Raw genomic sequence first — 21,485 nt, 5'->3', positions numbered from 1 at the left:
CAAGCAGGTGCAGAACCACCGAACAAATTTGGATAAGCATCAACAGCTTTTTCATTAAACAACAGCATGAATCATCAAAACTTTCCAAATAAATGTCTTAAATTCGCCCCAGCTTTTCTGATTTCTACTATATTAGTGACTTTCTTTATTGAACCATGTTTTGCTAAGGATAAAGTTAAAATTAGAGGCGAAGAATATGGGGGTAATGGTTGTCCTGAAGGCTCTGCTAGTGTCAGCGTTAGTCCCGATGGTCAGGAGTTAAGTATTTTATTTGCTCAATTTGTAGCTCTAGGAAATCAAGCAGACGAATCACACAAAAACTGTAATTTTAGTATTCCTATTCAAGTACCTCAAGGCTTTCAAATTTCTATCTATAATGTTGACTATCGAGGATATATTGCACCTGACACAATAGGAAGATTAAGAGTAGAATATTTTTTTGCTGGTCAGCGTGGCTCTATTTTTTCTAAAACGTTTAGAGGTGAAACTGATTACAACGTTCGAGACAAATTAGTGACTATGGGCGGTGCGTGGTCAGCCTGTGGTAATAGTGTAAATATGCAGGTGAATGCTGCAATGACCGCCAGTGGTCAAGGTATAGCAACTGTTGACTCATTTGATCTGACTCAACGTGGTTTAGTTTATTACATTAAATACCGTCAATGTAAAAAGTAATACTTCTTGTATAGTTTGCTGCATATATGATTTACAAACAAAAGTTAGGTGATAATTCCAATTTAAAGATATGCTCATGATAGATTTTTAACAGTGCGGTCTGCTCGTCCCACCTCATCAACATTATCCATTATGAACATCGACCAATTCCAGGAACTTAAGCAGAAACTGACTCTTGAAGCAGACTTATCTGTTATCTGGTCGTTTTATATGGATTATTTTGCGGATGATCCTGAATTTATTGAACTGGGCGAGCCTAAATATAATGAATACCTAGATGCTGTCATCCACAAAACCGGAGAGCAAATTTTTGGCAGGGTAATCAAGATTACTGGCTTTTTACCCATCTACATTGCAGAGTATGGTTTTTTCCATGCCCCTTTCTGGGCTGAACAACGTATTGGCGGTGTGATTTATTTCGAGGATATCAAAGTTGGCTTAATTGCTGTGTCGGCAGATTATCCTCCTACAGATGAAGTTAAGTATTCACGCTTTTCTGAGGTCATGCAATTACCTACACCTAATCGTAATGAGCTTAATTGAGATAAGGGTAATGAAATAATGGGCGTAAATGGCTCATTGCACTTAGCCACTATCAACTTTTTAAAATCAAAAGTAATACTTTCTATATAATTTGCTGCATATATGAATTTACGAACAAAAGTTAGGTGTATAACTGAAGTATGCCTAAAATCCCTGATTGCGATAACTGTCTTTTCTATGCCCATAACCCATACCTTGTCTGTGCTGTTCATCTAGATGGGGTAGATGCTAATAATTGCATTGATTTTAGATCCAAACCCAATGCCCAAATAGAAGAACTTTGGCATCCAGTTGGTGCAACCTACTACAACGGCGAGTTAATTCTACAGCCGCGCCAAAGATGGACACAAGAGCAACAGTTAGAGTTACTTGACTGGCATCCAATGTTTACTGGGTTTTGTCCTGGGTGCGGCGCTAAGTTTGAACATGATTATACAACACGGGTGCATTGGGATTGTGCAGACTGTGGTTGGATGGATGATACTGTTTAAGTTGACTATTTACTGACGTGGAATGTCAATGAGTATGTCAAGGGCATTAGTATTTAGTTTTGGGTTTCAGTAATATTACTAAAGTGTGATTTACAACTGCACAACTCGGATAGTATGTTTTGCGTAGAGAAACCCTAAAGCTTTTTATAAAAAGTTATATATTCTTCAATATGAAATTACGCAGTATTTATCAAACTAGCTTAACAGCACTTATATGGACTGGACTAGGAATAGCTATTTGTCAACCCAGCAGTGCAGCAACAGTTTACTCTGTCCTTGACCTTGGTAACTTGATTTCTCAACAAACAGATATCCGTGCAATTGATCTGAACAATAAAGGTCAGGTTACTGGCTTGACGAGCTACTACTATCCCTTGAATGAAAATCAGATAGAATTTCACGGCTTTCGCACTGCTGCTAATAGTCCTATCAACCCAACTACCGATTATATTGACCCCCAAAATGGTGGGTTTGCTTCTCCTTCTGCTATCAACGATTTAGGTCAGGTAGTCGGCATTATACCTTTTGGTAATCCTGAGTGGGACATATATGAAGCATTCCGAACCTCTGCCAATAGTCCAGTCAATGCCGCAACAGATAAACTTGGTCTTGGTAGTTTTAGCTTTGCTCAAAGTATTAATAACGCTGGTCAAGTAGCGGTTGTGACATCTTCCCGATTTTTAGGTTCATTTTCTTACCGAACTGCTCCTAATAGTCCAGTTAATCAAGCAACAGATGATATTGGTTCACTCGGTGGTATTGTTAAGGATGGCCCCTCCTTGGGATCTAGATTTACGTCCGCAACTGACATCAATGATTTAGGTCAAGTAGTAGGAGCTTCTTGGGACATCAATTTACAAACCCATGCCTTCCGTACTGCACCCAATAGTCCAATTAACCCAAATACAGATGACTTAGGGACATTAGGTGGCTCCACTAGTCAAGCTACTGCGATTAATAATTTAGGACAAGTTGTTGGTTTTTCAACTACAGCTAACGGTGAAACTAATGCTTTTCTAACAGCCCCTAATAGTCCAATTACAAATACCAGTAATTTAGGTACGCTAGGTGGCTCATTTAGTTCAGCCAATGACATTAATAATTTAGGTAAGGTAGTTGGTGAATCAACTACAGCCAATGGTGAGCGTCGCGCTTTTTTATATGAAAATGGTCAAATGTTTGACCTGAATAAGCTAGTAACCTCTTCACTGGGCTTGACTCTTAATTCGGCTATTGCAGTTAATGATCTTGGGCAAATTCTGACCAATTCTGAATTTATTGACCCAGATGGTAATCTTTTAAGAAACCGGGCATTTCTTCTCATACCTATTGCCTCTTCTACTGATGTACCTGAGTCATCTTTAAGTCTAGCTATACTAATATTTACGGCTATAGCAATATCAACAAACCGTCTGCTGCTATATAAGTCAACAACCCGCCACTGACCTAAGTACAGGTACAGTGGGGGTCTCCTGGATGTCCAGCTAATCGTCATCCCTCGCAACTAATCCCATCCCTATCCCTATCGAAAGAGTGCGGGTCTGGCTGATTCACCCTAAATCTGCGGTAAGGAATATCAGGACAGTCCAAGTCTGCTGCATTGGGTGGAATGCAGAAGTCTGGGTAGGAAAGATCGCACTGCTGTTGTTGTGGCGATCGCACTTTAGTAGGCGGAGTATCTTTCTTCCCCGCCTAAAATCCCAAGGCATTGTCAGCTGCGATTGCTTCCAAAAGCCCACCTTCTGTTGTTTGGCATTAGCCTCAGCCTGGAGGAATTGTTCTTTAGTGTTGGCACAACCTTGTAAATACTGCCGATATGTTAAATTTCTTGACAAACGTTCTTGAGCATCTGTCTTAACCAACAATTTGACTGATCTTGGTCTGTGAGTTTGCTCCACAGCATCGAAATCATCCACGGTTGTGTTTGTATAGGAAGTTCAAAAATCTCTAATGTGTCTTGATAGACCTTGGGTGCTACCAATCGTGATGGAACAGCAGCAACTAAGTCACTCGATGAAATAATTGCTGGTAGTATTAGTAAATGGGGAGTCGTCAAAACAACGCGACGCTTTTGATTGTACTGAGACAGCACCTTGTCAATTTCACCAACTTCATCCTGTCTGATAGTAAAAAGTGCATGGAGAAGATTAGCGAAAATTTCTGGTGAAATATCATCCTGAGTAATTACAGGATGCCCTCGACGACAAATGCCAACAAAGTGTTCGGAAAATAAAGGCATCTGCATTGTTTGCCTGGGTGGATTTTGGAAAACACCCAAGGCTAGATCAATCTCTCGTTGCTCTAGTAATTCTCCTACAGAGTCTTTGTTAAAACCAATCAATCGAAAATCAATGTTTGGTGCGATTTGATGACAAACTTTTAAAAGCTTGGGCATAACGATACAGCTGGTGTAATCTGAACTGCCAATTGTCAAAGTGCTTTTAGAAGTCGTTGCGTCAAATGTTTGGTTAGATTCTAATGTCTGCCGAATTTGTTGTAAAGCGGCCTTGATCCCCGGAGCAATTAAGATCGCTTTTGCTGTAGGTTGCATTTCTCTACCAATTCGGATAAATAAATCATCTTTAAATAGTGTACGTAATCTTCCCAATGCTGCACTCATAGCTGGTTGCCCTAAATACAGACGTGTTGCAGAGGCTGTAACGCTTTTTTCTTCAAAAAGCACTTCAAAGGCAACAAGCAGATTCAGATCAATGGCAGACAAGTCTATTAATCCCATCGATAAACTACATTATTTCAATCAATTTGATTAATTTATAACATCTCAGTAAAGTAAGACTGAAAGCTGTTTAAAATTTATCAATATGACAAATCAAACAAAGATTGCTGTAGTTACAGGTAGCAATCGCGGATTAGGACTTGCTATTTCTCGCAAATTATCTCAAATTGGCATTCATGTCGTGCTGACGAGCCGGAATGAAACAGATGGTCTTGCTGCTAAAAAGCAATTATCAAGTGAAGGGCTTGATGTCAATTATCATTTATTAGATGTAACCAGTGATACTAGCGTATTAGAGTTTACGCACTGGCTAGGACAAACTTACGGCAAGGTAGATGTTTTAGTGAATAATGCTGGCATTAATCCTACAGCCAAGCCAGAAGAATCTAGCTTGTTGACTGTGCAACTGGAAACACTACAAGCCACATTTAATACTAACGTTATAGCAGTGCTGAGAATTTCTCAAGCTTTAATACCTTTGATGAAAATTAATAACTATGGTCGTATTGTCAATGTTTCTACGGAAATGGCATCTTTAAGCAGCATTACCAGCGATTATTACCCACTAGCTCCTTCCTATAGACTTTCTAAAATTGGGATAAACGGGCTAACTGTGCTTCTGGCAAAAGAACTCCAGGGTGATAATATCCTCGTTAATGCTTATTCTCCTGGTTGGATGAAAACCGATATGGGAGGCGATGATGCACCGTTTACAGCCGAAGAAGGAGCCGAAACTGCTTTCTATTTAGCAACCTTACCAAATGGTGGAGCGCAAGGACAATTTTTTGCTGAGATGCGGAAGTTTGGTGGCCCAATTCAATTACAGTGGTAGGTTTTTATGGAGTCAAGCGATCGCCAATATTGGCTGTCTCAATCTCAACATTTGGTTCAATCTGAACCTCATGTTCAACAACTGAGTGCTTTAGAAGCATGGTTTTCCCTTCCAGGTCAACCACTCAAGACTCCACCTCGCTATAAAACAGCATTACTCACTTGGGTGGTTGTTTATGTCTTGATTAACTTGTTGAATAAACTTTTAGCACCCTTGCTTGGCTCCTTACCTCCTTTGATGATTTCATTCATTATTTCCGTTACTATGGTTGCGCTGCTGACCTATGTTGTTATGCCGAGGGTGACTCGTCTGTTTAGCTCTTGGCTATACGCAAAATCCTGAGAAATTTTTTAGGTTAAAATTTAGAGATTCCATTTTTGAAAAAATAGTGGAATCTCTGGACAATCCAACTTAAAATCTTCCCGTAGACTTCCTCAAACCCCTCTTGGCTTTCAATAGCCTCTGCATTGAACAGCAATTCTTCCAAAGATGCTAGATCGACATCAGTTAATGGAACATTGCATTTGAGGAGGATTAAGTACCAGAATTTTTAGTTGAGTCTACAGCTTGCAGCAAGTTCTACATTTAAAAAAGTTCCTGAGCGGGGTGTAATTGAACGCAATTGCTGAACAAAAGCATTAAATCTCTCATCAGTTATTCCGAAGCCAGCTTCAGCACAAGCAGACAAACCTCCTTCGATGGGAATAGGAGAACCATTCCTGGGACTATAGACAATGAATTTATCAACAGTACCAGTACCAACTGCAAACCCGATAAGTTGGCGAACTGTTCGCAAAGCAGCATTATCTAATCCACCACCAATACTGCCAATACTGATATTAACAGCGCGACTTTGGGCCAATGCCGGCGCACTCATCGACAATAGGGAGCAACGCGATTTTGTGAAGTCGGATCAAAATCAAGCGATCGCTAAAAATCATACTTAATTTAATAGTGATTTTATTTACAAATAAAATATTGATTTACACGAAAAATCATCTTGATGAGATATCTCAAAAAGATTGCTAGCAAGTCATTTGAGGATTATTTCCAAAAATCTCTGCAACAAGTCTTTGATACTTAGTATCAATTACGGCAGAAAATAAATTGAAGGCAGAATTAAAGTATAAAATTTATCAACCAGTTTGGGGTTTGATAAAAGAATTAAAGATAGAATCACAAAAATTATCCCAACTTTTAGCTATCCATTGACAACGCAGATGTAACATAATTTCTGCATTATTTTGTAACCAAAACTTACTGTTTCCTTTCATGCGTAAATTAACAACTTGACGAATTAAACTTTCAACTGCACCACTACCGAGAGGTAATTTTCGAGCTGCAACTTCGTTATATTTTAAAAGCCTCCTTCTATACGCTTTTAAAATATAATTTCGCTCTCTTACCATAATTTTACAGCGCTCTCCTGTTGCCTCGGAAATAAATTCACCCATATTTCTCATTAAATCTAGTGCCTGACCTTTCTTTAAAATTTTCCGAGATTTTTTAAACCAGGATTGACGCTCATTATCTGTACTAAAAGCGGCATCAGCAAAATCTTGTAAATGTGATGCTGCGTGATAAAAGTCTAATAATTGATAAGTTTCAAGTGGGCATTTTAATTTTTTTAGTAAAAGAGGAATGTGTATCCATATCCACTCTGCACCATCAGCAATCAATAACACCTGCTTGGCTTCACTTATACCCAAATTTACTAAATACATCTCTAAAATTTTGAGGAATTCTTTATAACCTGAATATGTGCCATCATTCGTAATAGGTATTGTCGATGTCCTAATTTTTTTACCTTCTTCATTTACTACATAAATTGTTAGTAACTTTGGCTCCATCCATTCACCAACAAAGCCATGACGGTTTGTTTTCTTACTGCGTCTACCTTTTTTATTAAACCTAATTTTAGTTCTTCCACCATCTACAGCGATTACAACTCGTTGGCCTTTGAGAACATTACTATTAGATAAGTGGTTCATCTCCAGATTTAATATTTTTGATTGGCGTAGATTAATACCAATTTCACCAAAAAGGTAAGTCAGGCGTTCGATTCGTTTTAAACTAACATTTATTCCCCAATCCGTTAGCGTCGAACGTGCTGCATCGAAAGAACTAGCGATCGCACCATATTTTGCGATTATTGACCAGACTAGAGGGGTAATACCTTCAGACATCCCTAGCCACTTTAAAAACGGACAAAATCCTTGATTTGAAGTTTTTATTTTTGGCTCATTGAGCAGAGGATTATCAGATTCTTTACTTGTGGGATTCCGTTCAAGTACATAAGGTAAAGTTAAAGTTACTTCGACGTTTCCAATTGTTACTATTTTTCGCTTTTTAGAACCATGTTTTTGTGTATTTAAATTTCTCCATCCCTGTGTTTGACTAACAGAATAGTTTAGGATTTTTGGGGATACGGAAAGATTATATAATAAAACAGCTATACATTGACCTGCTAAAATCATTGCCTGTTCTCTAATTTCTTTTTCTCGTTCTCTCAGCTTTTTTCCATCCCACTCTGTGATATTTGTAAATTCTAAAAGTTTTGTGACCTGTAAGTGAAAACTTTTAACTGACTTGTTTAAATCAAGAGTTGCACTTATATTTTTTGCCATAAAAGGTAGACGTTAAAACTCTGGAAAGATTACTTAACCGGAATCCTACCTTGTTTTTGACCTTTATAAATTTTTGCACACATCACCAGACTTGAAATTGGTTGATAGCTTACGTATTAATACGGCTTCTAATATAAGAAATATTTTTTAGTACTGAAGAAAGTTGTTAGCGATCGCTGGTTTTTGATCCCACCTCACCAAATCGCGTTGCTCCCTCGACAATATTGCTCCGACAATCATCAAACTGGTAAACTTCTTCATTTTCTCTCTCTAAAAAATTGGAAAACTAATACAGAGGTTTTATTGCTCACTAGTTAATATGCGGACATTATCTGAAGATGATCATTTATTAAAGCAGGGTTTAAGGAACAGCTTTATTAGACATGAGCGTTTTGAGAGTTAAAGCTATCACTTACGCTTGGGTTTCCTCTAACAATCATGCTGTAAGACTGTCTTAAACGGGCGGGTAAGTTCAAAGCAGCTATACACTCTACTTTAAGCCCAGGCGAGCGCAACTCACAACTCAGAATTATTTAGCAATTCCTATCAAAATGAGGAGGTCAAAACAAAATTTTACAAGGCATTCTAGAGTTAAACCTTGAAAAATTTCGGATGCCCAAAATTATGACAATCTCTCTGAATCACACTATAGTTCCTGCTCATGATAAAGAAGCATCTGCACAGTTTTTTGCACAAATTTTTGGTTTAAAAGTTGAGCCTGTCAAACATTTCGCTGCTGTGCGCGTTAATGACACACTCACACTAGATTTTGATGACAGAGAAACATTTGAGTCTCATCATTACGCTTTTCATGTCAGCGATGAAGAATTTGATACTATCTTTGTGAGAATCAAACAAGCTGGTCTGGAATATAGTAGCGACCCGATGCACCACAATCCAGGAGAGATCAACAATAGAAAAGGAGGGCGTGGGTTTTATTTTTATGATCCAAATGGTCATAACTTGGAACTTTTGACCCGTGATTAATGAAACTCAGCTTATCGTACTCAAATCTTTCTCAAGACGGCTGGTAAATTCAGAGAAGCGATGTCTAAGACGATGCTGCGCCTACGCAAGCCATAATTAGTTGGTTAATTACCCGTGTCATCGGCAAATACAGCAGCCGTGTTCATTCTTCGGGTGTATTGTATTGGTGGGGCATAAATTCTTAGAGGATAAGTGCCATGATACTAACACAACCTGAAATTCAACAAGTTTTAGAGCGAGTCAAAACTGCTTTTCCCAACTTTACTGACTGGGAATATAACAATGAAAACAACGAGGAGTATTTTGGTTTCTCAGTATGGGGAGAGTTGGAAATCAAAACAGAAGAACTAATAATGCCACGGCGGTTTTTTATCACACTTGATACTAATCATGAAGATAAATGGCAAGGATGTTTAACGATAGGGCTACATAGCTATCTGTGGTCAAGTGCTGATGTAGGTGATGCCCACTTAGTGAATACAGACCCTTGTGAAACTTTAGAACAAGCAGTTGCAGCACTCAAGACGAAAATATCAGACTTGTTTCAAGCTTTCTTAGCAGGAAATTAGGACAATTAGCGATCGCATATAAGTTTTCTTTAAGAAAACTCACAGGCGCTCATGTGCAGAATATTTTTAGATTTAATTAATTTAATTGAATTTATGTGCTTAATTTTATGTTCATAGTCTATATTTGAGCGATAATATATGTAGAGCTATCCCCTGTCGAGATAACTCTAAATAAGTAAGTCGTGGAGAAAATTCCTAACTATGTAACAAAGAATTAAGCAGAAGAATTAGAGTTAAATCTTACACGTTGCGTACTGTAATTTCCTTTTTCTCCTCTCGTTTGGACTCCATCAATGACGGCATAGGAAAGGTCTAACTCATCCTCAAAAGTTTTCGCGGCTAGTTCATCTTTTTTGAGATGTTGCCATTCCAATTCAATCGGGTTCATTTCTGAGCAATATTTGGGTAGAAAGAAGATGTACAAACCCATGTCTTCCCACTTTGACCATAATTGCTGTACTTCTTTACACCGATGAATCGGGCCGTTATCCTGGACGATTACTCTAAATTGAGTGCTTGGTTGATGAAATCCATATTTTTGCAAATTTTTATTTTTACAGCTTATTATCTATTACAGCTTGTTCCTGAAAGCAAAGAGATAAATTAATATTAGTCAGAGATAAACAAAGAAAAATATAGTTACAACTTAATAACATTAATACATAGTTAAATAATAACTAGACAATAAAGCTAGTTTAACTGTTTTATTAACCTTTTACACAGTTTTTTTATTAATATAGCAATCAGCATTTTATGAAACAGTTTTTAGCTGCAATGCTTTTGCATTAATTAAAAGAAAAAAGCAATAACACCATTTTATTACCCATTTTCCGAAGCAGCAGGCCATTACCGAAAACCATCTAGTTTTGAATATTTACCGTTCGCACCCAATCCCATCCCTGTCCCTGTCGAACCCATGTGGATCTGGCTGATTCACTCTAAATCTGCGGTAAGGAATATCACGACAATTCAAATCTGGCGAGTTCGGCGGAATGCAAAAATCTGGGTAGGAAGGATCGCACTGTTGTTGCTGCGATCGCTCCGTAGTAGGTGCAGTATCTTTCTTCCCTCGCCTAAAATCCCAAGGCATTACGGGCTGCGATTGCTTCCAAAAGCCCAGTTTCTGTTGCTTTGCATTAGCCTCAGCCTGGAGGAATTAGTCTTTGGTATTGGCACATCCTTGAAGATATTGCCTGTAAACCACAGCTTGTCCCTCTTGCACCATTGTCAGGTTGACAGAGCGATTGTTCACAAACACCTCAGCTACAAGCCTTTTGTATTTATCACGCTCAATTTGGCGAACTTGCACAGACTGACCCACTGGCAGTAATTGACTAAGACGAGTTCTAGACTGCTGCCCCCACGGAGTTTGTTTCATTTCTGGTGCGTCAACACAGCCCAGGCGAATGGTTATTGTTTGGCCTTGCTGATTGCGGACTCGTAGTGTATCTCCATCGCCTACACTCACCACTGTCATACTCGGTAAGTTGGTCTGTGCTACAGTTGGCACTCCAGAGAACAGCACTAGTAATGCTGCAAGAATAGGTGCTTTATTCATTTAAGTAGGAATGAATTTTGTTTGTATCAAGGATAACTTGTATTATCTTACTGTCGTGTGATTTGGATCAGTCAAAGAGATATATTGTGACGAGTTCTATCTAGCAATGCTGAGACAAGCCGCTTGCACGTCTACGCTTTGATTCAACGATTTAATTTACCTTAACTGTTTTGTAGCCGATTCAATCCAGCCATACCAAGGATTAGAATTAATCACTGAAGTCAATTGTTGATTGAGTTCAGAAGTTGTAGGTGCATCTGCCTTAACCGCCACAAGATAATCTCCAGAACTGTATACAGCAAACGTCCACATAGTTCCAGTCTCGTTGTCTTCTGTTACAAAAACCCATTGATCGTAATTCGGTTTGTGCAAGGGGTAATAAGCAAATGCTACAACTTTAACTCCTTGTAAAAATTTGCTGATACTTGGTTGCCATAAAGACTTTTTAGTCAGGAAAATTGATTGCCGTATGGATTTAGTATCACCAAAAACGACATTTAGCCCTTGTTGTCGGCTTTCAGACCATGTAATTGGTAAATAAAAGAAAAACTGTCCATCGAAAACTTCATTAAACTCAATGACATTCCATGCCCAGTCAGGCATCTGGTCATTATGAAACAGCGAATCAAATGTAAATTGTTCAGCCTGAACTTGCAGCAAATTGGCAAATTCAGGAGCAACTCCTTCTATCGCAGACTCAGGTGTTATACCTGATTCAAGCCATTGTAAAAAAATTGGGTGAAATAAATTGTTAATAGTAGTCGTCATATTATTATTGGAAAATTTATTTTATTCTTTTATATAAATCTTGACTTTCATGTATTAATAATAACCTTCATTTACTACTGCATCTGTGATTCAAATCAAACCGAAAAAATCACATCTGCTCTATAGTTGCCCATGAACAATTTTTGTCAATTCAGTACGGCTGCGATTCGCTTCTGACCAAAAAGCTATACAGAAGATGACTAGCATTAACATCGGCATACATAGAAATAATGCAGCCATTTGATGAGGCATTGCACCTGTTAAGCTTATAGGAACAACTGCACTATACCAAAATAAAAGCCAAAGTCCTAAAAATCCCATCACAAAAGGATTTAGGCTCATTTGTACATGAATCAAAGTTTGATGAGATTGTACTTCAAATCGACCTCGAATTGTTGGTAAAAATGAATTACGGTAATGGATTATACGGCTAATTTGAAAACTTTCCGAACCTATGCTTCCTTGATAAAGGGCGTGTTTTGTAGAAAATCTAAATGCTTTTGGTGGCTCAATGTTTGCACTCAGCCTTTCCAAGATGATCGGCAGTGAGTCAGATGTCACAATTGTAAACTCATCGTGGGGTAGTATTTTCATAAACTTTAAGCATTTTGAGGATAACTGAAGTCTAATTCCGAGTGCAAAGGTATTGTTTTAATTTTTCCCCTACTAATAGCTTGTTGAACAAGTTATCCTGACTTAATATCAGATGGCAATCACTTAACTAGTGGGACTTCAATCGCACTATAGATAAAACTTGATAACCAGCACCTTGAGACATACATTGACCATCAACATCAATGGGGCAAGCACTTTGGGCAAGCGTTGGGCGAGTCCCTTCAACATATACCACTGTCATCTCAACAATTTGGTTATGAAACGATTGCAGTTGAGTCCGAGAAACTTGATTAGATGGACGTAAAACCAACCGACTTTGGTTTGCAGTGTTAGCAAGTAAGAAAAATTCCTCTCCCCGGTAAGCTCTAGCTGACATCACAGCAGGAATTTGTTCATAAATTAATTTTCCACGCAAAGTAAATGTTTTTGATGGATTTACATTGTTATCTGATTGCTGCCACAATCCCAAATGTTTATTTTTAGCATTCGCTTGTGCAATTAAATATTGGGTTTTGTTCTCGGAGCAATCTTGTATAGTTTCTCGATCTACAACAGCATTACCTGACTCTACCAAAAGCAAATTTACTGAGCGATTGTTCGCATACACTTCACCAACTGTACGCTCAGTTCCATGTTGTTCTGTACTTCTAATCACTATGGAGCTTTGAAGTGGTAGTAGCTGTTTTAGTCTTTGTGTTGTTGCTAGATAACCTCGGTCAGTTGCTTTTAGTACATTTATGCACGCTAAAGTGACTGTAATTTTTTGCCCAGCATTATCCTTAACCTCAATCGTTTGTCCATCTACAATCCCAATTACTGTACCTAGCACTAAAATTAGTTCGAGTAAGTTCATTTGTCTGTGTTTTTTATACTGAGATATTTAATTTTATTCGAGTAATTCAGCTATGAGTGCGATCTCACTCACAAGTTTTTATTCAAAGCTATTGCTCTAATTTAAAATTCTTACCATCAAAATTTTACAAATACAAATGCACAAGCACAAAGGGATGTAATCAGGAAACCCCAAGCGAGTGCTGAATAACGGCGAATAGCATAGGGTTTAAGAAAGCTAATAACCGCAGTTACACAAGCGCCTAAAAAGCAAACTAAAAATGTTTTAGACCAGACGATAGTTGCCATTAGCTGAATATCGTAGGTTGGGCTAGGAGCAGGTTTATTGCTTGAAATATCCAAAAAGGTTAAAAATAAAAGTGTTGCGGGAATGAGAACTCCTCCTATAATTGCGATATTCCGGTATCCTGGTACACTCCGACACTGAATCATGGATATGACAACTGAGCATAAGCCTACAAAATTTACAATTGCCCAAATAATTAAAATAAATAAAACAATTAATCCCATAGATAATGTAAATAAATTAAGCTAGACCTAATTATTCCTTCAAACTTTCAATCTGCGTTCGGTGTTTCTTCAGTCGCCAAAGAACGGATCAACTCTCGAATTACATCTGTTGCTGGTCGTCCTGTGCTTGAACAGTATTTTTCTAACTTTTCAGCTTCACTTGCTGTCAGATTGATTGTCAGCCGTTTTACAGCCCATTTCTTATTCACTGATAAAAAGCTTTGTTTGAGATTACTTCTCTAATATCAATCATCTAAACTGTTGCTACCACGATAGATTCAATGAATTTAGATTTAAGAAGCTATCAAGAAACTGCACTTATTTTTAAACCTGTAATGAAGTGCTTAGATAAATGCCAGATTATGAAGCTTAAGTAATTTAAGAGCAAAAACTATGAATGGAGTATAAGTCCACAATCTTTCTGTAATTAAGCATTCAGTAGAAATACACGTTAACTGCCCCCTTAACAGCCGTGTAGCTAAAGAAAATTTGAAATCGCTTGTGGTACTCGTTACTAAAGTAATGTGTAATAGCCTAATTCGCTGATGTTGGCGATCAGATCTGCTGGGCGCTCTGCGCCATCGCTACTAATTCTAAGCACGATGTTCCAAAATAGATGAGGCTAACCAATAAATTTATATTGGTGATTTTGCCTTATTAGAATATACAGATATCAAGCGCCCCTTAACTAAGTAATCAATCTGATATATCAGCGCTCCTGTAATTAACCATAAAATACCAAACACTACTATTATCTGCTCTTGAAATTGTGTATAAACCTTTAGAGGTTCCGTATAACTCAAATGAAATATAGGCGAAATAAACGTGAAGAGTAAAGCAGCTACTAATGTGGATAAGGTAATGACAAGCCAACCATACAGTCCTTCCCACCAACTCATCAATTTCGGGAGTAATCCTTTAACATCGCCTACCTCTGGCGCTTGAATTTCAGCCAAAAAACGTCCCAGCAGCAAATGTAAGTAATGATGAGTAAAAGAAATAACTGCGATTGGCGACAGCACAGTTATTAACGCAAATATAACAAGTAACTCTAAACTACTGGTAAATTTAGCAAAATTGTATCCGAATCTAACTAAATTTTCAGCTACAAACATAATTACTCGTAGGAATAGCATTAGAACAAATGATTTTAACCAGCAGCTAGGGTAGGGCAACCAAGTAGGCCAACGAGACTTTGACCCCACGCCATCTAATATATTTCGCTTTGTCATTTTAAAAAATAAATAAATACGGAATTATTCAATTAACCTTTCAAATCTAGTAACGGTTTCGACCAATCCTATCTAATTCCACAAGAAATATCTAAGGGATATTCAATCAACAACGGTCTTTCAGGCACAAAGCGAGAATTGTACTCAGACTTTTTACCTAAACCTATCAGTGAACCAACTTGAACAGGACAAGCGATTGGTTTCAAATCTTGCACCTCCCAAAAAACAGCCCAGGTTGGCTTATCGCTGGCTGTAGATGGTGGACGAAACTTGGCTTTCCCTGGATATCTACCATTGCGGGAATTTACATGACCAATATATACAGCCTCCCAAGACGCTTGCGAGTAAAAGGGTTGTTCTGCATCTGAGTGTGAAGCGTAAATTAATACTTTGACATTCTTACCCGTTCTAGACTCATCAATTTTGCGAAATAGCTCAAAATCCATACTGCCAAAAGCAATCTTAGGTTTTTCATCACCTTGCTCACCCGCTAATTGAGCCATTACCTCCATCGCTGAAAGCAGGTGCATCTCTGGAACGGGCGCAAGAATCGCAAATGAATTTGTTGTGGTCATGTTTTTGCAAGATTATTTTGTAGCCACATTTGAGGTAAGTAAATTCAAGGATGTTATTTTTGCTTCAGACCCAGGCTAGTTCTTCTAAAGCTTGGGCAACCTGTGGGTGTAACTGCCATTGCCATTCTCGTTGAGAATTATTTTTGCTACCTTCCAAATTCTTCCAGTATCCAGAAGCTAATACCCCTGACCAGAACGGTTTACCATTGTCTTCACGCTCAGGTGGCAAGTAGCCTAAATGATTTGCAAGCAGTTCTCCGATCCTGGCGTATTGCAGATTTGCACCATTATAATTTTCATACCCAGCCGCTTGCGCTAACCCTGTGGCAGTAATGGTTTGTGCAGGAGCATTGTAGTGAGCTTTAAGCATTAACTTATGGCCATCAGTCATTTGACTTCTGATAGCTGTGAAAGCTTGTTTGTAATCATCAACTGTAAGTAATTGATTTAACATATCATTTTTATAAATTTTTCAGAAATTGTTAAGTAATAAAGAATAACAAGTTTGTCTACAATCCCTTTAACTCATGAACACGTTGCCATTCCTGCTGCGTAATCTTGTAATTTGTAGCATTCGGCTGACGAATTACCATGAGATTTTTCAGCACAGGATCTTATTTTAAGTTTTCCCGTAGCAGAGGCTTTTCTAACAGCTTGCTAGTAAATCGAATCTTAGCGCAAGGCTTAACACCAACGCAGCTAGTATTAATCCAATAGCCAATATCAGGCGGACTGGCGATCATCTTGGGTGGTTTAATGATTTGGGCGATCGCCTTCACCCGTAAAATGCGATAGCGCGAAGCTGGGCGCTCTGCGCCATCGCACACAGAGCGCATCTGCTCACATTCCTGGGGACTGAATTTCCTTGGTTAGTGCTTCGTGTAAGTTGTTAAACTATGTCTTAACTTGAGGTAAAATCAACTTCATCAATCAATAATGCTGCTAAAAACCAAGCTATTCATGAGACTTGATTGCAAAAAAGATATTGTTCACTATTTTTGAACAACTTGAGAAAACTATGGAATTTAACAACAATATTGAAGCAGTGATTTTTGACTGCGATGGGGTATTAGCTGATACAATGCCTTTGCATTATGAAGCTTATAAACGAGCATTCAACGAAGTTGGGCTAACATTAGAGCGCGACTTTTTCTATAGCTGTTCTGGTGGTAAAGCCAGTGAAACATTAAAAAAATTACTGGATGGACAAAACTACAGTGGTGACTTGCTTCAATTGCATCAGCGCAAGAAGGAAATTATGTTTGACTTAATTTCTTCGGAGCAACTACGCCCATTAGCCTCAGCTCGTTTAGTTCCCTTACTGAGTTGTTGTTACCGTCTTGCAGTTGTCTCCAGTGGTTCAGCTACTTCTGTTAATTACGTTATTCGCAGTCTAAATTTATCTGAATATTTTGAAGAAATTATCACTGGTGAAGATGTTCAGTTAGGCAAGCCAAATCCAGAACCTTTTTTATTGGTTGCCGACAGGATGAGAATTGCACCATGTAAATGCTTAGTAATTGAAGATTCTCAAGCAGGTATTGAAGCTGCTGATCAAGCCAAGATGCAGAGCTTGAGTGTTTATTCATTTGTCCCCACAATCTAAACAAGATATGCACTTGTTGGGTATCCGCAAAGATATGTGCATTCTAGGGACACTTTGTCAATACTTTCGTCCTTGAACAACAGCAACACCTTCATGCACAAGTTCATGAACAAAACATAAAACCATACCTATGACTGGAACCACAGGGAATATCATTGCTGTTGCTCCCAATCTTCAATCACCAGTCCACTAACACGACTAAATTCTCTTGTGTTATGTGTGACTAATGTTAAGTTATTCACAACTGCGATCGCCGCAATCTGCAAGTCATAAGGGCCAATTGGTGAACCAAGGGATGCTAACTCTGCCCGGATAGTACCAAAAATCCTTGCTGCTCTATCGTCGAAAGGTAAGGAGACAAAATTATTTAAAAACACTTCTTGTAATGCTAGAGTCCGAGTAGGATTATTGCTTCGCATTGAACCATAAAACAGTTCGGCTTTGACAACCGAACAAACAGCTATATCTGCTGGTGATAACGACTCTAGCCTTTGCCTGACACCAGACATAGGACGGTTCAGATAAACAATGCAGGCATTAGTATCTAACAAATATCTCACTCAAACTGCTCCCTCGTGTCATATTCACCTTGGGGATATCTTTGGATGGGATCATCCGCTAACGAACCGGCTGTCTGCTCAAAAAATCCTGGCGGCCATCCTAATTCCTGGGGTGTCTTTGCTGGCGTTGATGGTTCTACTTGTTGATAAATCACCACAACTTCCATTTCCTTGTCTGTTATGCCAACAGGAATCTCAAGGTGCAAAATGCCATCAGCCCCAACATGAGAACATAACTTAATACTCTGCATTACTGCTTTCTCTCACTTGTTAGTTAATTAAACATTACGTGCTATCTCATCTATAATGCCGTATTCTTTCTTCATCACACTCAACAGTTTCTACTCTACATCAGTCAAATACGGACACTTCAACGAACAATCAGGTTATAAAAGTGTTTTCTCAAAAATACATCTATGTTAAAACTACGTCCTCTAGTTAAAGTTGTGTGATTTGAACGATAATTTAGCCAAACGGTCACGAAATACTTCACTCTGTACTAGGACAACATATAGTTCAAAGCTATAAATGGAGTTCAAAAAACTCAAAACTTAATTACAGCAAGGAACATAGTCAAATAGTTCATTTGTACCGTACCGTAATGAGAGAGAAATAAAAATTCAGATTTCAGGCGATCGCTTTATCACTCAATTTTTGGCGAAACATATTTTTGAACCATATTGTGGACATTTTGAATTATATTTTGACCGAAAGTTTAAAATTTTCGACTAAATTAGTGTGTCTTGCTCGGCATTTTTTACCACATCTAAAAATAAAACTTTTGGTCGTATTATGGTTCACATTTAAAACACGCGGACATAATTTGATTCATAAAGCTAAGTTATTGATTGGCTCAAAAGCTTGAAATTACGTTAACTTTTGGTCACGTTATGGTTCAAAATTTGGTCACGCAGGGGGTAAAATCACAAGTTGCTTTATCTACAGCATTATTCACAATGCTGGTTTGCCACAGTCCTGCTTTTGCTTGGAATAAGGCAGGACACATGGTATCAGGCGCGATCGCCTGTCTAGGTTTTCTTCTAAGAATGAATAAAAAGCTATCAATCTCCGAAAATTACTAAAAATATCGTGAAAATAATTCTATATAGCTTTCAGACTCTCCTAAAGGTTAACAATGAGGACGATAATACAGAAATCTTATACATCTTGGCTACTCTTGCTTACAATCTCAGTAGTTTCTTTTTTATCTGGCTGTGACAATAACCCTTTTGATAATAAACCCTTTAATCAACAAGCATGGCTAGAGAATCCTTTGAACAAAAGTAAGGATAAAAATGCACGCCTAGAGATGAGTGAAAATTTACTGAAAAACCATCTCCAAATCGGCATGACAAGCCAACAGACAAGAAAATTACTTGGTAAACCAGATTTCGTTAATTCTAATTGTGGTGATAAAAATAGTTGTGATAACTATTATTTAGGTGAATATATATTTTTACTCACCTTCGATAGTACTTCTAAATTAATCAAAAAAGAGATTGTTTCAATTTAATTTTTTATTTTTAAATAGATCAAGTTTTCGTGAAATGGTATAAGGTTGAATGGCAAGCTTGTTAAGCCCAAAGGTATGCAACGTAAGGATTGCATATCTTTTTACTTTACGGGAGGTTATACGTAGAGGGCAAGATATGATTAAAGGGATTTTGTTAGCGGTAGATTTACAAAATAGCTTTTTGATTACACCTGAATGTGTTGCGGTTGTGCCAAAGGTAGTTGCTCATGCTAATCAGTTTCATCAAGTTTGGGCAACTCGCTTTTTTAACCGCAATCCTAATTTCTCACGTCAAGTAAATTGGAACGAGATGGTATCTGGACAGGAAACAGAGCTTTCTTATGCCTTAATTGGCGTTGTTAGCAAAACGTTTGATAAGCCTTCATATTCGTCGATGTCACCTGACCTACTCCAAGCTCTGCAAAAGGACGCTATTACTACAGTTGCAGTGTGTGGGGTTGATACAGATGCTTGTGTGATGGCTACAGCTTTGGGACTATTTGATGCTGGATTTGAAACATTTGTAGTATCGGATGCCTGCGCTTCTAGCGGTGGACAGGAATATCATGAAGCAGCAATTAAGATATTAAAACGCAATATTGGCGAGAAATATGTGATTTCTTTTAGCGAATTACTCACAATATTATCTTTGGGATTTGCATAAAAGGCGTTGCTCCTCCTAAAACTTTTTCTTTCTCACCTGCTCCTCTTCACCCCTGCTGCCGAGAGCGTTTTTCTCTTTACAAGCGTGCCATTCGGCTCTAAACGGTCGGGCGCAAACGGATTTTTGGGCTGCGATGAGAGCAAATAGCGGTGAAGTATTTACACAGAATATAACCGAAGTTACTAACCTTTGTTCATTGCGCTCGGTAAAAGCAACAGGTTGAATTGTAACTGCCTTCCCAATCACTCTTTGAAAGTTCTCGTCTTTTGAATCATCTGTTGAATTGTTTCGGTTTTGCCAATTTCATATAGACTAATCAAATTATTCTCAATCGTAAAGATTTGCTCAACTATTGAATCCGCAAGTAAATTGCCTTGCAAATCTCTGACAATTTGATGAACAGTAACTATATTTCGATTGTTTTCATCCGTCTCGAATTTTAAGGTTTCAAGCTGTACTTGAATCACCTTATATTGATTAGTCCAGTATTCGCGCACCGCATCGCGCCCATAAACGAAACCGCCTGACAACCCGTTTGCCCATTTCACGTCCGGGTGCATCACCGAGATGATGGTTTCCATCTCGCCTTTATTGAAGGCTTCGTATAAATTTTGCAGAAACTGCTGATTTGAACTCATAATTGTTCACCATCTAATACGAATGTTATCAAAATTTTATAGGCTTTTGCCACTAAATCAAGGCTTTCAATTTTTTATTGAATAGTAAAATTACATCAAATTTTCTTGGTGCAAGATGTAAAATTTGGAAAGACAATAACTTTACTATATCAGCCCTCTTTCTTCACCATCTGATTTTGGCTAAGGTATTGTTTATTAAAAGTAATTCAGAACTTAAATCTTAACTAGCTTAAAATTTAAATTCTGAATTTCTACTAAACTATTTTGCAAAATATCAGTAATCAAATAAATCTTATCCTAGTCCTCTAATTGGTGTATTTTGATTAGCTGGACTATTCTGATTATTTGGCTTTGTGTTATTTGGTGTGTTTTGATTAGCTGGACTATTCTGATTATTTGGCTTTGTGTTATTTGGCGTATTTTGATTAGCTGGACTATTCTGATTATTTGGCTCTGTATTATTTGGTGTGTTTTGATTAGCTGGACTATTCTGATTATTTGGCTTTGTGTTATTTGGTGTGTTTTGATTAGCTGGACTATTCTGATTATTTGGCTTTGTGTTATTTGGTGTGTTTTGATTAGCTGGACTATTCTGATTATTTGGCTTTGTGTTATTTGGCGTGTTTTGATTAGCTGGACTATTCTGATTATTTGGCGTTATAATTTCCTCTGACGAAGGTGTTGGTTGCTCTGTATTATTGTGATTAGGAGGCTTTTTGGTATCTGGATTGTTTTGAGCAGGTGGCGTTATAATTTCTCCTGAAGAAGGTGTTGATTGCTCTGTAGGTTGCCCCACCCCTCTTTGTGGGAGAATAGCAAAGCTGAAGTAAGGAATGATCAAAAGGAAAGAAACCGCTTTAGATATAAATCTTATTTTTTCAAATAGCTTTCGATTCATTTTCTTTCTTTGATATTTATTGTTTAATGATTAGT

The 21,485-nt window shown here is 37.9% G+C and carries 31 protein-coding genes and 2 pseudogenes; 12 read left to right on the top strand and 21 right to left on the bottom strand.

Annotated elements, in window-relative coordinates; all coding sequences use genetic code 11:
- Positions 1–66 precede the first annotated feature (66 nt).
- The 4 genes from NSMS1_RS31540 to NSMS1_RS31525 all read left to right on the top strand — a co-directional run bounded on the left by NSMS1_RS31540 (position 67) and on the right by NSMS1_RS31525 (position 3,154).
- A complete protein-coding gene (locus NSMS1_RS31540; protein WP_224095690.1) occupies positions 67–675 on the top strand; it encodes a DUF4360 domain-containing protein in 609 nt (202 codons plus the stop codon).
- Positions 676–807: 132 nt separating this feature from the next.
- Complete coding sequence (locus NSMS1_RS31535; protein WP_224095689.1) at positions 808–1,218, top strand: hypothetical protein; 411 nt, start codon at positions 808–810, stop codon at positions 1,216–1,218.
- Between the two features lie 140 nt (positions 1,219–1,358).
- Positions 1,359–1,709 carry a hypothetical protein gene (locus NSMS1_RS31530; protein ID WP_224095688.1) on the top strand — a complete coding sequence of 117 codons (351 nt, stop codon included), beginning with the start codon at positions 1,359–1,361 and terminating at the stop codon, positions 1,707–1,709.
- A gap of 170 nt (positions 1,710–1,879) precedes the next feature.
- The gene (locus tag NSMS1_RS31525) at positions 1,880–3,154 is read left to right on the top strand and encodes an HAF repeat-containing protein (RefSeq protein ID WP_224095687.1); all 1,275 of its coding nucleotides are present in this window, start codon (positions 1,880–1,882) and stop codon (positions 3,152–3,154) included.
- 105 nt (positions 3,155–3,259) lie between these two features.
- Here NSMS1_RS31525 and NSMS1_RS31520 read toward each other — a convergent pair whose 3' ends face one another.
- Together NSMS1_RS31520 and NSMS1_RS31515 are read right to left on the bottom strand one after the other, a co-directional pair.
- On the bottom strand, positions 3,260–3,571 hold the full coding sequence (locus tag NSMS1_RS31520; RefSeq protein WP_263432603.1) for a hypothetical protein: 312 nt from the start codon (positions 3,569–3,571) through the stop codon (positions 3,260–3,262).
- Positions 3,529–4,446: a LysR family transcriptional regulator gene (locus NSMS1_RS31515; RefSeq protein ID WP_224095686.1), complete on the bottom strand. Its 918-nt coding sequence runs from the start codon at positions 4,444–4,446 to the stop codon at positions 3,529–3,531. The genes NSMS1_RS31520 and NSMS1_RS31515 overlap by 43 nt, the downstream gene beginning before the upstream one ends.
- Positions 4,447–4,531: 85 nt before the next feature.
- On the opposite strand from NSMS1_RS31515, the gene NSMS1_RS31510 reads away from it, so the two are divergent.
- The gene (locus NSMS1_RS31510; RefSeq protein ID WP_224095685.1) at positions 4,532–5,278 is read left to right on the top strand and encodes an SDR family oxidoreductase; all 747 of its coding nucleotides are present in this window, start codon (positions 4,532–4,534) and stop codon (positions 5,276–5,278) included.
- Between the two features lie 3 nt (positions 5,279–5,281).
- Positions 5,282–5,620: pseudogene (locus tag NSMS1_RS31505) on the top strand (antibiotic biosynthesis monooxygenase); the annotation flags it as partial.
- A gap of 208 nt (positions 5,621–5,828) precedes the next feature.
- Here the strand turns inward: NSMS1_RS31505 and NSMS1_RS31500 are convergent.
- On the bottom strand, positions 5,829–6,140 hold the full coding sequence (locus tag NSMS1_RS31500) for a hypothetical protein (RefSeq protein ID WP_224095684.1): 312 nt from the start codon (positions 6,138–6,140) through the stop codon (positions 5,829–5,831).
- A 274-nt stretch (positions 6,141–6,414) separates the two neighbouring features.
- Positions 6,415–7,905, bottom strand: a complete 1,491-nt coding sequence (locus tag NSMS1_RS31495; protein ID WP_224095587.1) for an ISLre2 family transposase — start codon at positions 7,903–7,905, stop codon at positions 6,415–6,417.
- A 624-nt stretch (positions 7,906–8,529) separates the two neighbouring features.
- Between NSMS1_RS31495 and NSMS1_RS31490 the strand changes: the two genes are divergently transcribed.
- Together NSMS1_RS31490 and NSMS1_RS31485 are read left to right on the top strand one after the other, a co-directional pair.
- Complete coding sequence (locus NSMS1_RS31490) at positions 8,530–8,892, top strand: VOC family protein (protein ID WP_224095683.1); 363 nt, start codon at positions 8,530–8,532, stop codon at positions 8,890–8,892.
- A gap of 197 nt (positions 8,893–9,089) precedes the next feature.
- Positions 9,090–9,461: a hypothetical protein gene (locus NSMS1_RS31485; protein WP_224095682.1), complete on the top strand. Its 372-nt coding sequence runs from the start codon at positions 9,090–9,092 to the stop codon at positions 9,459–9,461.
- 214 nt (positions 9,462–9,675) lie between these two features.
- Here the strand turns inward: NSMS1_RS31485 and NSMS1_RS31480 are convergent.
- The 12 genes and pseudogenes from NSMS1_RS31480 to NSMS1_RS31425 form a co-directional block, all read right to left on the bottom strand.
- Positions 9,676–9,972 (bottom strand): annotated as a pseudogene (locus NSMS1_RS31480) (transposase); the annotation flags it as partial.
- Positions 9,973–10,335: 363 nt separating this feature from the next.
- A complete protein-coding gene (locus NSMS1_RS31475) occupies positions 10,336–10,551 on the bottom strand; it encodes a hypothetical protein (protein ID WP_224095681.1) in 216 nt (71 codons plus the stop codon).
- A 66-nt stretch (positions 10,552–10,617) separates the two neighbouring features.
- A complete protein-coding gene (locus NSMS1_RS31470) occupies positions 10,618–11,019 on the bottom strand; it encodes a thermonuclease family protein (protein ID WP_224095680.1) in 402 nt (133 codons plus the stop codon).
- Positions 11,020–11,175: 156 nt separating this feature from the next.
- On the bottom strand, positions 11,176–11,787 hold the full coding sequence (locus tag NSMS1_RS31465) for a hypothetical protein (protein ID WP_224095679.1): 612 nt from the start codon (positions 11,785–11,787) through the stop codon (positions 11,176–11,178).
- Between the two features lie 120 nt (positions 11,788–11,907).
- Complete coding sequence (locus NSMS1_RS31460; protein ID WP_224095678.1) at positions 11,908–12,381, bottom strand: hypothetical protein; 474 nt, start codon at positions 12,379–12,381, stop codon at positions 11,908–11,910.
- A 127-nt stretch (positions 12,382–12,508) separates the two neighbouring features.
- Positions 12,509–13,255, bottom strand: a complete 747-nt coding sequence (locus NSMS1_RS31455) for a thermonuclease family protein (RefSeq protein ID WP_224095677.1) — start codon at positions 13,253–13,255, stop codon at positions 12,509–12,511.
- Positions 13,256–13,371: 116 nt separating this feature from the next.
- Positions 13,372–13,764: a hypothetical protein gene (locus tag NSMS1_RS31450; protein ID WP_224095676.1), complete on the bottom strand. Its 393-nt coding sequence runs from the start codon at positions 13,762–13,764 to the stop codon at positions 13,372–13,374.
- 47 nt (positions 13,765–13,811) lie between these two features.
- The gene (locus tag NSMS1_RS31445) at positions 13,812–13,973 is read right to left on the bottom strand and encodes a ribbon-helix-helix protein, CopG family (protein WP_224095675.1); all 162 of its coding nucleotides are present in this window, start codon (positions 13,971–13,973) and stop codon (positions 13,812–13,814) included.
- A gap of 426 nt (positions 13,974–14,399) precedes the next feature.
- Positions 14,400–14,786 carry a hypothetical protein gene (locus NSMS1_RS31440; RefSeq protein WP_224095674.1) on the bottom strand — a complete coding sequence of 129 codons (387 nt, stop codon included), beginning with the start codon at positions 14,784–14,786 and terminating at the stop codon, positions 14,400–14,402.
- A gap of 278 nt (positions 14,787–15,064) precedes the next feature.
- Positions 15,065–15,571, bottom strand: a complete 507-nt coding sequence (locus NSMS1_RS31435) for a hypothetical protein (protein ID WP_224095673.1) — start codon at positions 15,569–15,571, stop codon at positions 15,065–15,067.
- 64 nt (positions 15,572–15,635) lie between these two features.
- The gene (locus NSMS1_RS31430) at positions 15,636–16,025 is read right to left on the bottom strand and encodes a hypothetical protein (RefSeq protein WP_224095672.1); all 390 of its coding nucleotides are present in this window, start codon (positions 16,023–16,025) and stop codon (positions 15,636–15,638) included.
- 160 nt (positions 16,026–16,185) lie between these two features.
- A complete protein-coding gene (locus NSMS1_RS31425; protein ID WP_224095671.1) occupies positions 16,186–16,407 on the bottom strand; it encodes a hypothetical protein in 222 nt (73 codons plus the stop codon).
- Between the two features lie 182 nt (positions 16,408–16,589).
- Between NSMS1_RS31425 and NSMS1_RS31420 the strand changes: the two genes are divergently transcribed.
- Positions 16,590–17,177, top strand: coding sequence for an HAD family hydrolase (locus NSMS1_RS31420; RefSeq protein ID WP_224095670.1), 588 nt, complete (start codon positions 16,590–16,592; stop codon positions 17,175–17,177).
- A gap of 152 nt (positions 17,178–17,329) precedes the next feature.
- Here NSMS1_RS31420 and vapC read toward each other — a convergent pair whose 3' ends face one another.
- On the bottom strand, positions 17,330–17,737 hold the full coding sequence (gene vapC / locus NSMS1_RS31415; protein ID WP_224095669.1) for a type II toxin-antitoxin system tRNA(fMet)-specific endonuclease VapC: 408 nt from the start codon (positions 17,735–17,737) through the stop codon (positions 17,330–17,332).
- Positions 17,734–17,988: a hypothetical protein gene (locus tag NSMS1_RS31410; RefSeq protein ID WP_067776594.1), complete on the bottom strand. Its 255-nt coding sequence runs from the start codon at positions 17,986–17,988 to the stop codon at positions 17,734–17,736. Before NSMS1_RS31410 ends, vapC begins: the two co-directional genes overlap by 4 nt.
- Positions 17,989–18,627: 639 nt before the next feature.
- Between NSMS1_RS31410 and NSMS1_RS31405 the strand changes: the two genes are divergently transcribed.
- From NSMS1_RS31405 to NSMS1_RS31395, 3 genes are all read left to right on the top strand, one after another.
- Positions 18,628–18,819 (top strand): hypothetical protein, encoded by a 192-nt coding sequence (locus NSMS1_RS31405; protein ID WP_224095668.1) that lies wholly within the window; start codon positions 18,628–18,630, stop codon positions 18,817–18,819.
- Positions 18,820–18,914: 95 nt separating this feature from the next.
- Positions 18,915–19,250, top strand: a complete 336-nt coding sequence (locus NSMS1_RS31400; RefSeq protein WP_224095667.1) for an outer membrane protein assembly factor BamE — start codon at positions 18,915–18,917, stop codon at positions 19,248–19,250.
- Between the two features lie 136 nt (positions 19,251–19,386).
- Positions 19,387–19,914 (top strand): cysteine hydrolase family protein, encoded by a 528-nt coding sequence (locus tag NSMS1_RS31395; RefSeq protein WP_224095666.1) that lies wholly within the window; start codon positions 19,387–19,389, stop codon positions 19,912–19,914.
- A gap of 15 nt (positions 19,915–19,929) precedes the next feature.
- On the opposite strand, the gene NSMS1_RS31390 is transcribed toward NSMS1_RS31395, so the two are convergent.
- From NSMS1_RS31390 to NSMS1_RS31380, 3 genes are all read right to left on the bottom strand, one after another.
- Positions 19,930–20,160 carry a hypothetical protein gene (locus tag NSMS1_RS31390; protein ID WP_224095665.1) on the bottom strand — a complete coding sequence of 77 codons (231 nt, stop codon included), beginning with the start codon at positions 20,158–20,160 and terminating at the stop codon, positions 19,930–19,932.
- Positions 20,157–20,552, bottom strand: a complete 396-nt coding sequence (locus NSMS1_RS31385; RefSeq protein ID WP_224095664.1) for a nuclear transport factor 2 family protein — start codon at positions 20,550–20,552, stop codon at positions 20,157–20,159. The genes NSMS1_RS31390 and NSMS1_RS31385 overlap by 4 nt, the downstream gene beginning before the upstream one ends.
- A gap of 292 nt (positions 20,553–20,844) precedes the next feature.
- On the bottom strand, positions 20,845–21,450 hold the full coding sequence (locus tag NSMS1_RS31380) for a hypothetical protein (RefSeq protein ID WP_224095663.1): 606 nt from the start codon (positions 21,448–21,450) through the stop codon (positions 20,845–20,847).
- Positions 21,451–21,485: the final 35 nt, after the last annotated feature.

The organism is Nostoc sp. MS1 (assembly GCF_019976755.1).
In the GTDB taxonomy this organism is placed as follows: Bacteria; Cyanobacteriota; Cyanobacteriia; order Cyanobacteriales; family Nostocaceae; genus Trichormus.
This window is presented reverse-complemented; position numbering and strand designations above follow the sequence as displayed.

Bases quoted from the DNA above. Each gene is read 5' to 3' on its own strand.
- NSMS1_RS31380 (WP_224095663.1), bottom strand. From the start codon at position 21,450: ATGAATCGAAAGCTATTTGAAAAAATAAGATTTATATCTAAAGCGGTT.
- NSMS1_RS31430 (WP_224095672.1), bottom strand. From the start codon at position 16,025: ATGTTAAATCAATTACTTACAGTTGATGATTACAAACAAGCTTTCACA.
- NSMS1_RS31385 (WP_224095664.1), bottom strand. From the start codon at position 20,552: ATGAGTTCAAATCAGCAGTTTCTGCAAAATTTATACGAAGCCTTCAAT.
- NSMS1_RS31420 (WP_224095670.1), top strand. From the start codon at position 16,590: ATGGAATTTAACAACAATATTGAAGCAGTGATTTTTGACTGCGATGGG.
- NSMS1_RS31490 (WP_224095683.1), top strand. From the start codon at position 8,530: ATGACAATCTCTCTGAATCACACTATAGTTCCTGCTCATGATAAAGAA.
- NSMS1_RS31450 (WP_224095676.1), bottom strand. From the start codon at position 13,764: ATGGGATTAATTGTTTTATTTATTTTAATTATTTGGGCAATTGTAAAT.
- NSMS1_RS31455 (WP_224095677.1), bottom strand. From the start codon at position 13,255: ATGAACTTACTCGAACTAATTTTAGTGCTAGGTACAGTAATTGGGATT.
- NSMS1_RS31540 (WP_224095690.1), top strand. From the start codon at position 67: ATGAATCATCAAAACTTTCCAAATAAATGTCTTAAATTCGCCCCAGCT.
- NSMS1_RS31460 (WP_224095678.1), bottom strand. From the start codon at position 12,381: ATGAAAATACTACCCCACGATGAGTTTACAATTGTGACATCTGACTCA.
- NSMS1_RS31425 (WP_224095671.1), bottom strand. From the start codon at position 16,407: ATGCGCTCTGTGTGCGATGGCGCAGAGCGCCCAGCTTCGCGCTATCGC.
- NSMS1_RS31525 (WP_224095687.1), top strand. From the start codon at position 1,880: ATGAAATTACGCAGTATTTATCAAACTAGCTTAACAGCACTTATATGG.
- NSMS1_RS31475 (WP_224095681.1), bottom strand. From the start codon at position 10,551: ATGCCTTGGGATTTTAGGCGAGGGAAGAAAGATACTGCACCTACTACG.
- NSMS1_RS31530 (WP_224095688.1), top strand. From the start codon at position 1,359: ATGCCTAAAATCCCTGATTGCGATAACTGTCTTTTCTATGCCCATAAC.
- NSMS1_RS31395 (WP_224095666.1), top strand. From the start codon at position 19,387: ATGATTAAAGGGATTTTGTTAGCGGTAGATTTACAAAATAGCTTTTTG.
- NSMS1_RS31465 (WP_224095679.1), bottom strand. From the start codon at position 11,787: ATGACGACTACTATTAACAATTTATTTCACCCAATTTTTTTACAATGG.
- NSMS1_RS31470 (WP_224095680.1), bottom strand. From the start codon at position 11,019: ATGAATAAAGCACCTATTCTTGCAGCATTACTAGTGCTGTTCTCTGGA.
- NSMS1_RS31485 (WP_224095682.1), top strand. From the start codon at position 9,090: ATGATACTAACACAACCTGAAATTCAACAAGTTTTAGAGCGAGTCAAA.
- NSMS1_RS31405 (WP_224095668.1), top strand. From the start codon at position 18,628: ATGGTTCAAAATTTGGTCACGCAGGGGGTAAAATCACAAGTTGCTTTA.
- NSMS1_RS31510 (WP_224095685.1), top strand. From the start codon at position 4,532: ATGACAAATCAAACAAAGATTGCTGTAGTTACAGGTAGCAATCGCGGA.
- NSMS1_RS31535 (WP_224095689.1), top strand. From the start codon at position 808: ATGAACATCGACCAATTCCAGGAACTTAAGCAGAAACTGACTCTTGAA.
- NSMS1_RS31515 (WP_224095686.1), bottom strand. From the start codon at position 4,446: ATGGGATTAATAGACTTGTCTGCCATTGATCTGAATCTGCTTGTTGCC.
- NSMS1_RS31435 (WP_224095673.1), bottom strand. From the start codon at position 15,571: ATGACCACAACAAATTCATTTGCGATTCTTGCGCCCGTTCCAGAGATG.
- NSMS1_RS31410 (WP_067776594.1), bottom strand. From the start codon at position 17,988: ATGCAGAGTATTAAGTTATGTTCTCATGTTGGGGCTGATGGCATTTTG.
- NSMS1_RS31495 (WP_224095587.1), bottom strand. From the start codon at position 7,905: ATGGCAAAAAATATAAGTGCAACTCTTGATTTAAACAAGTCAGTTAAA.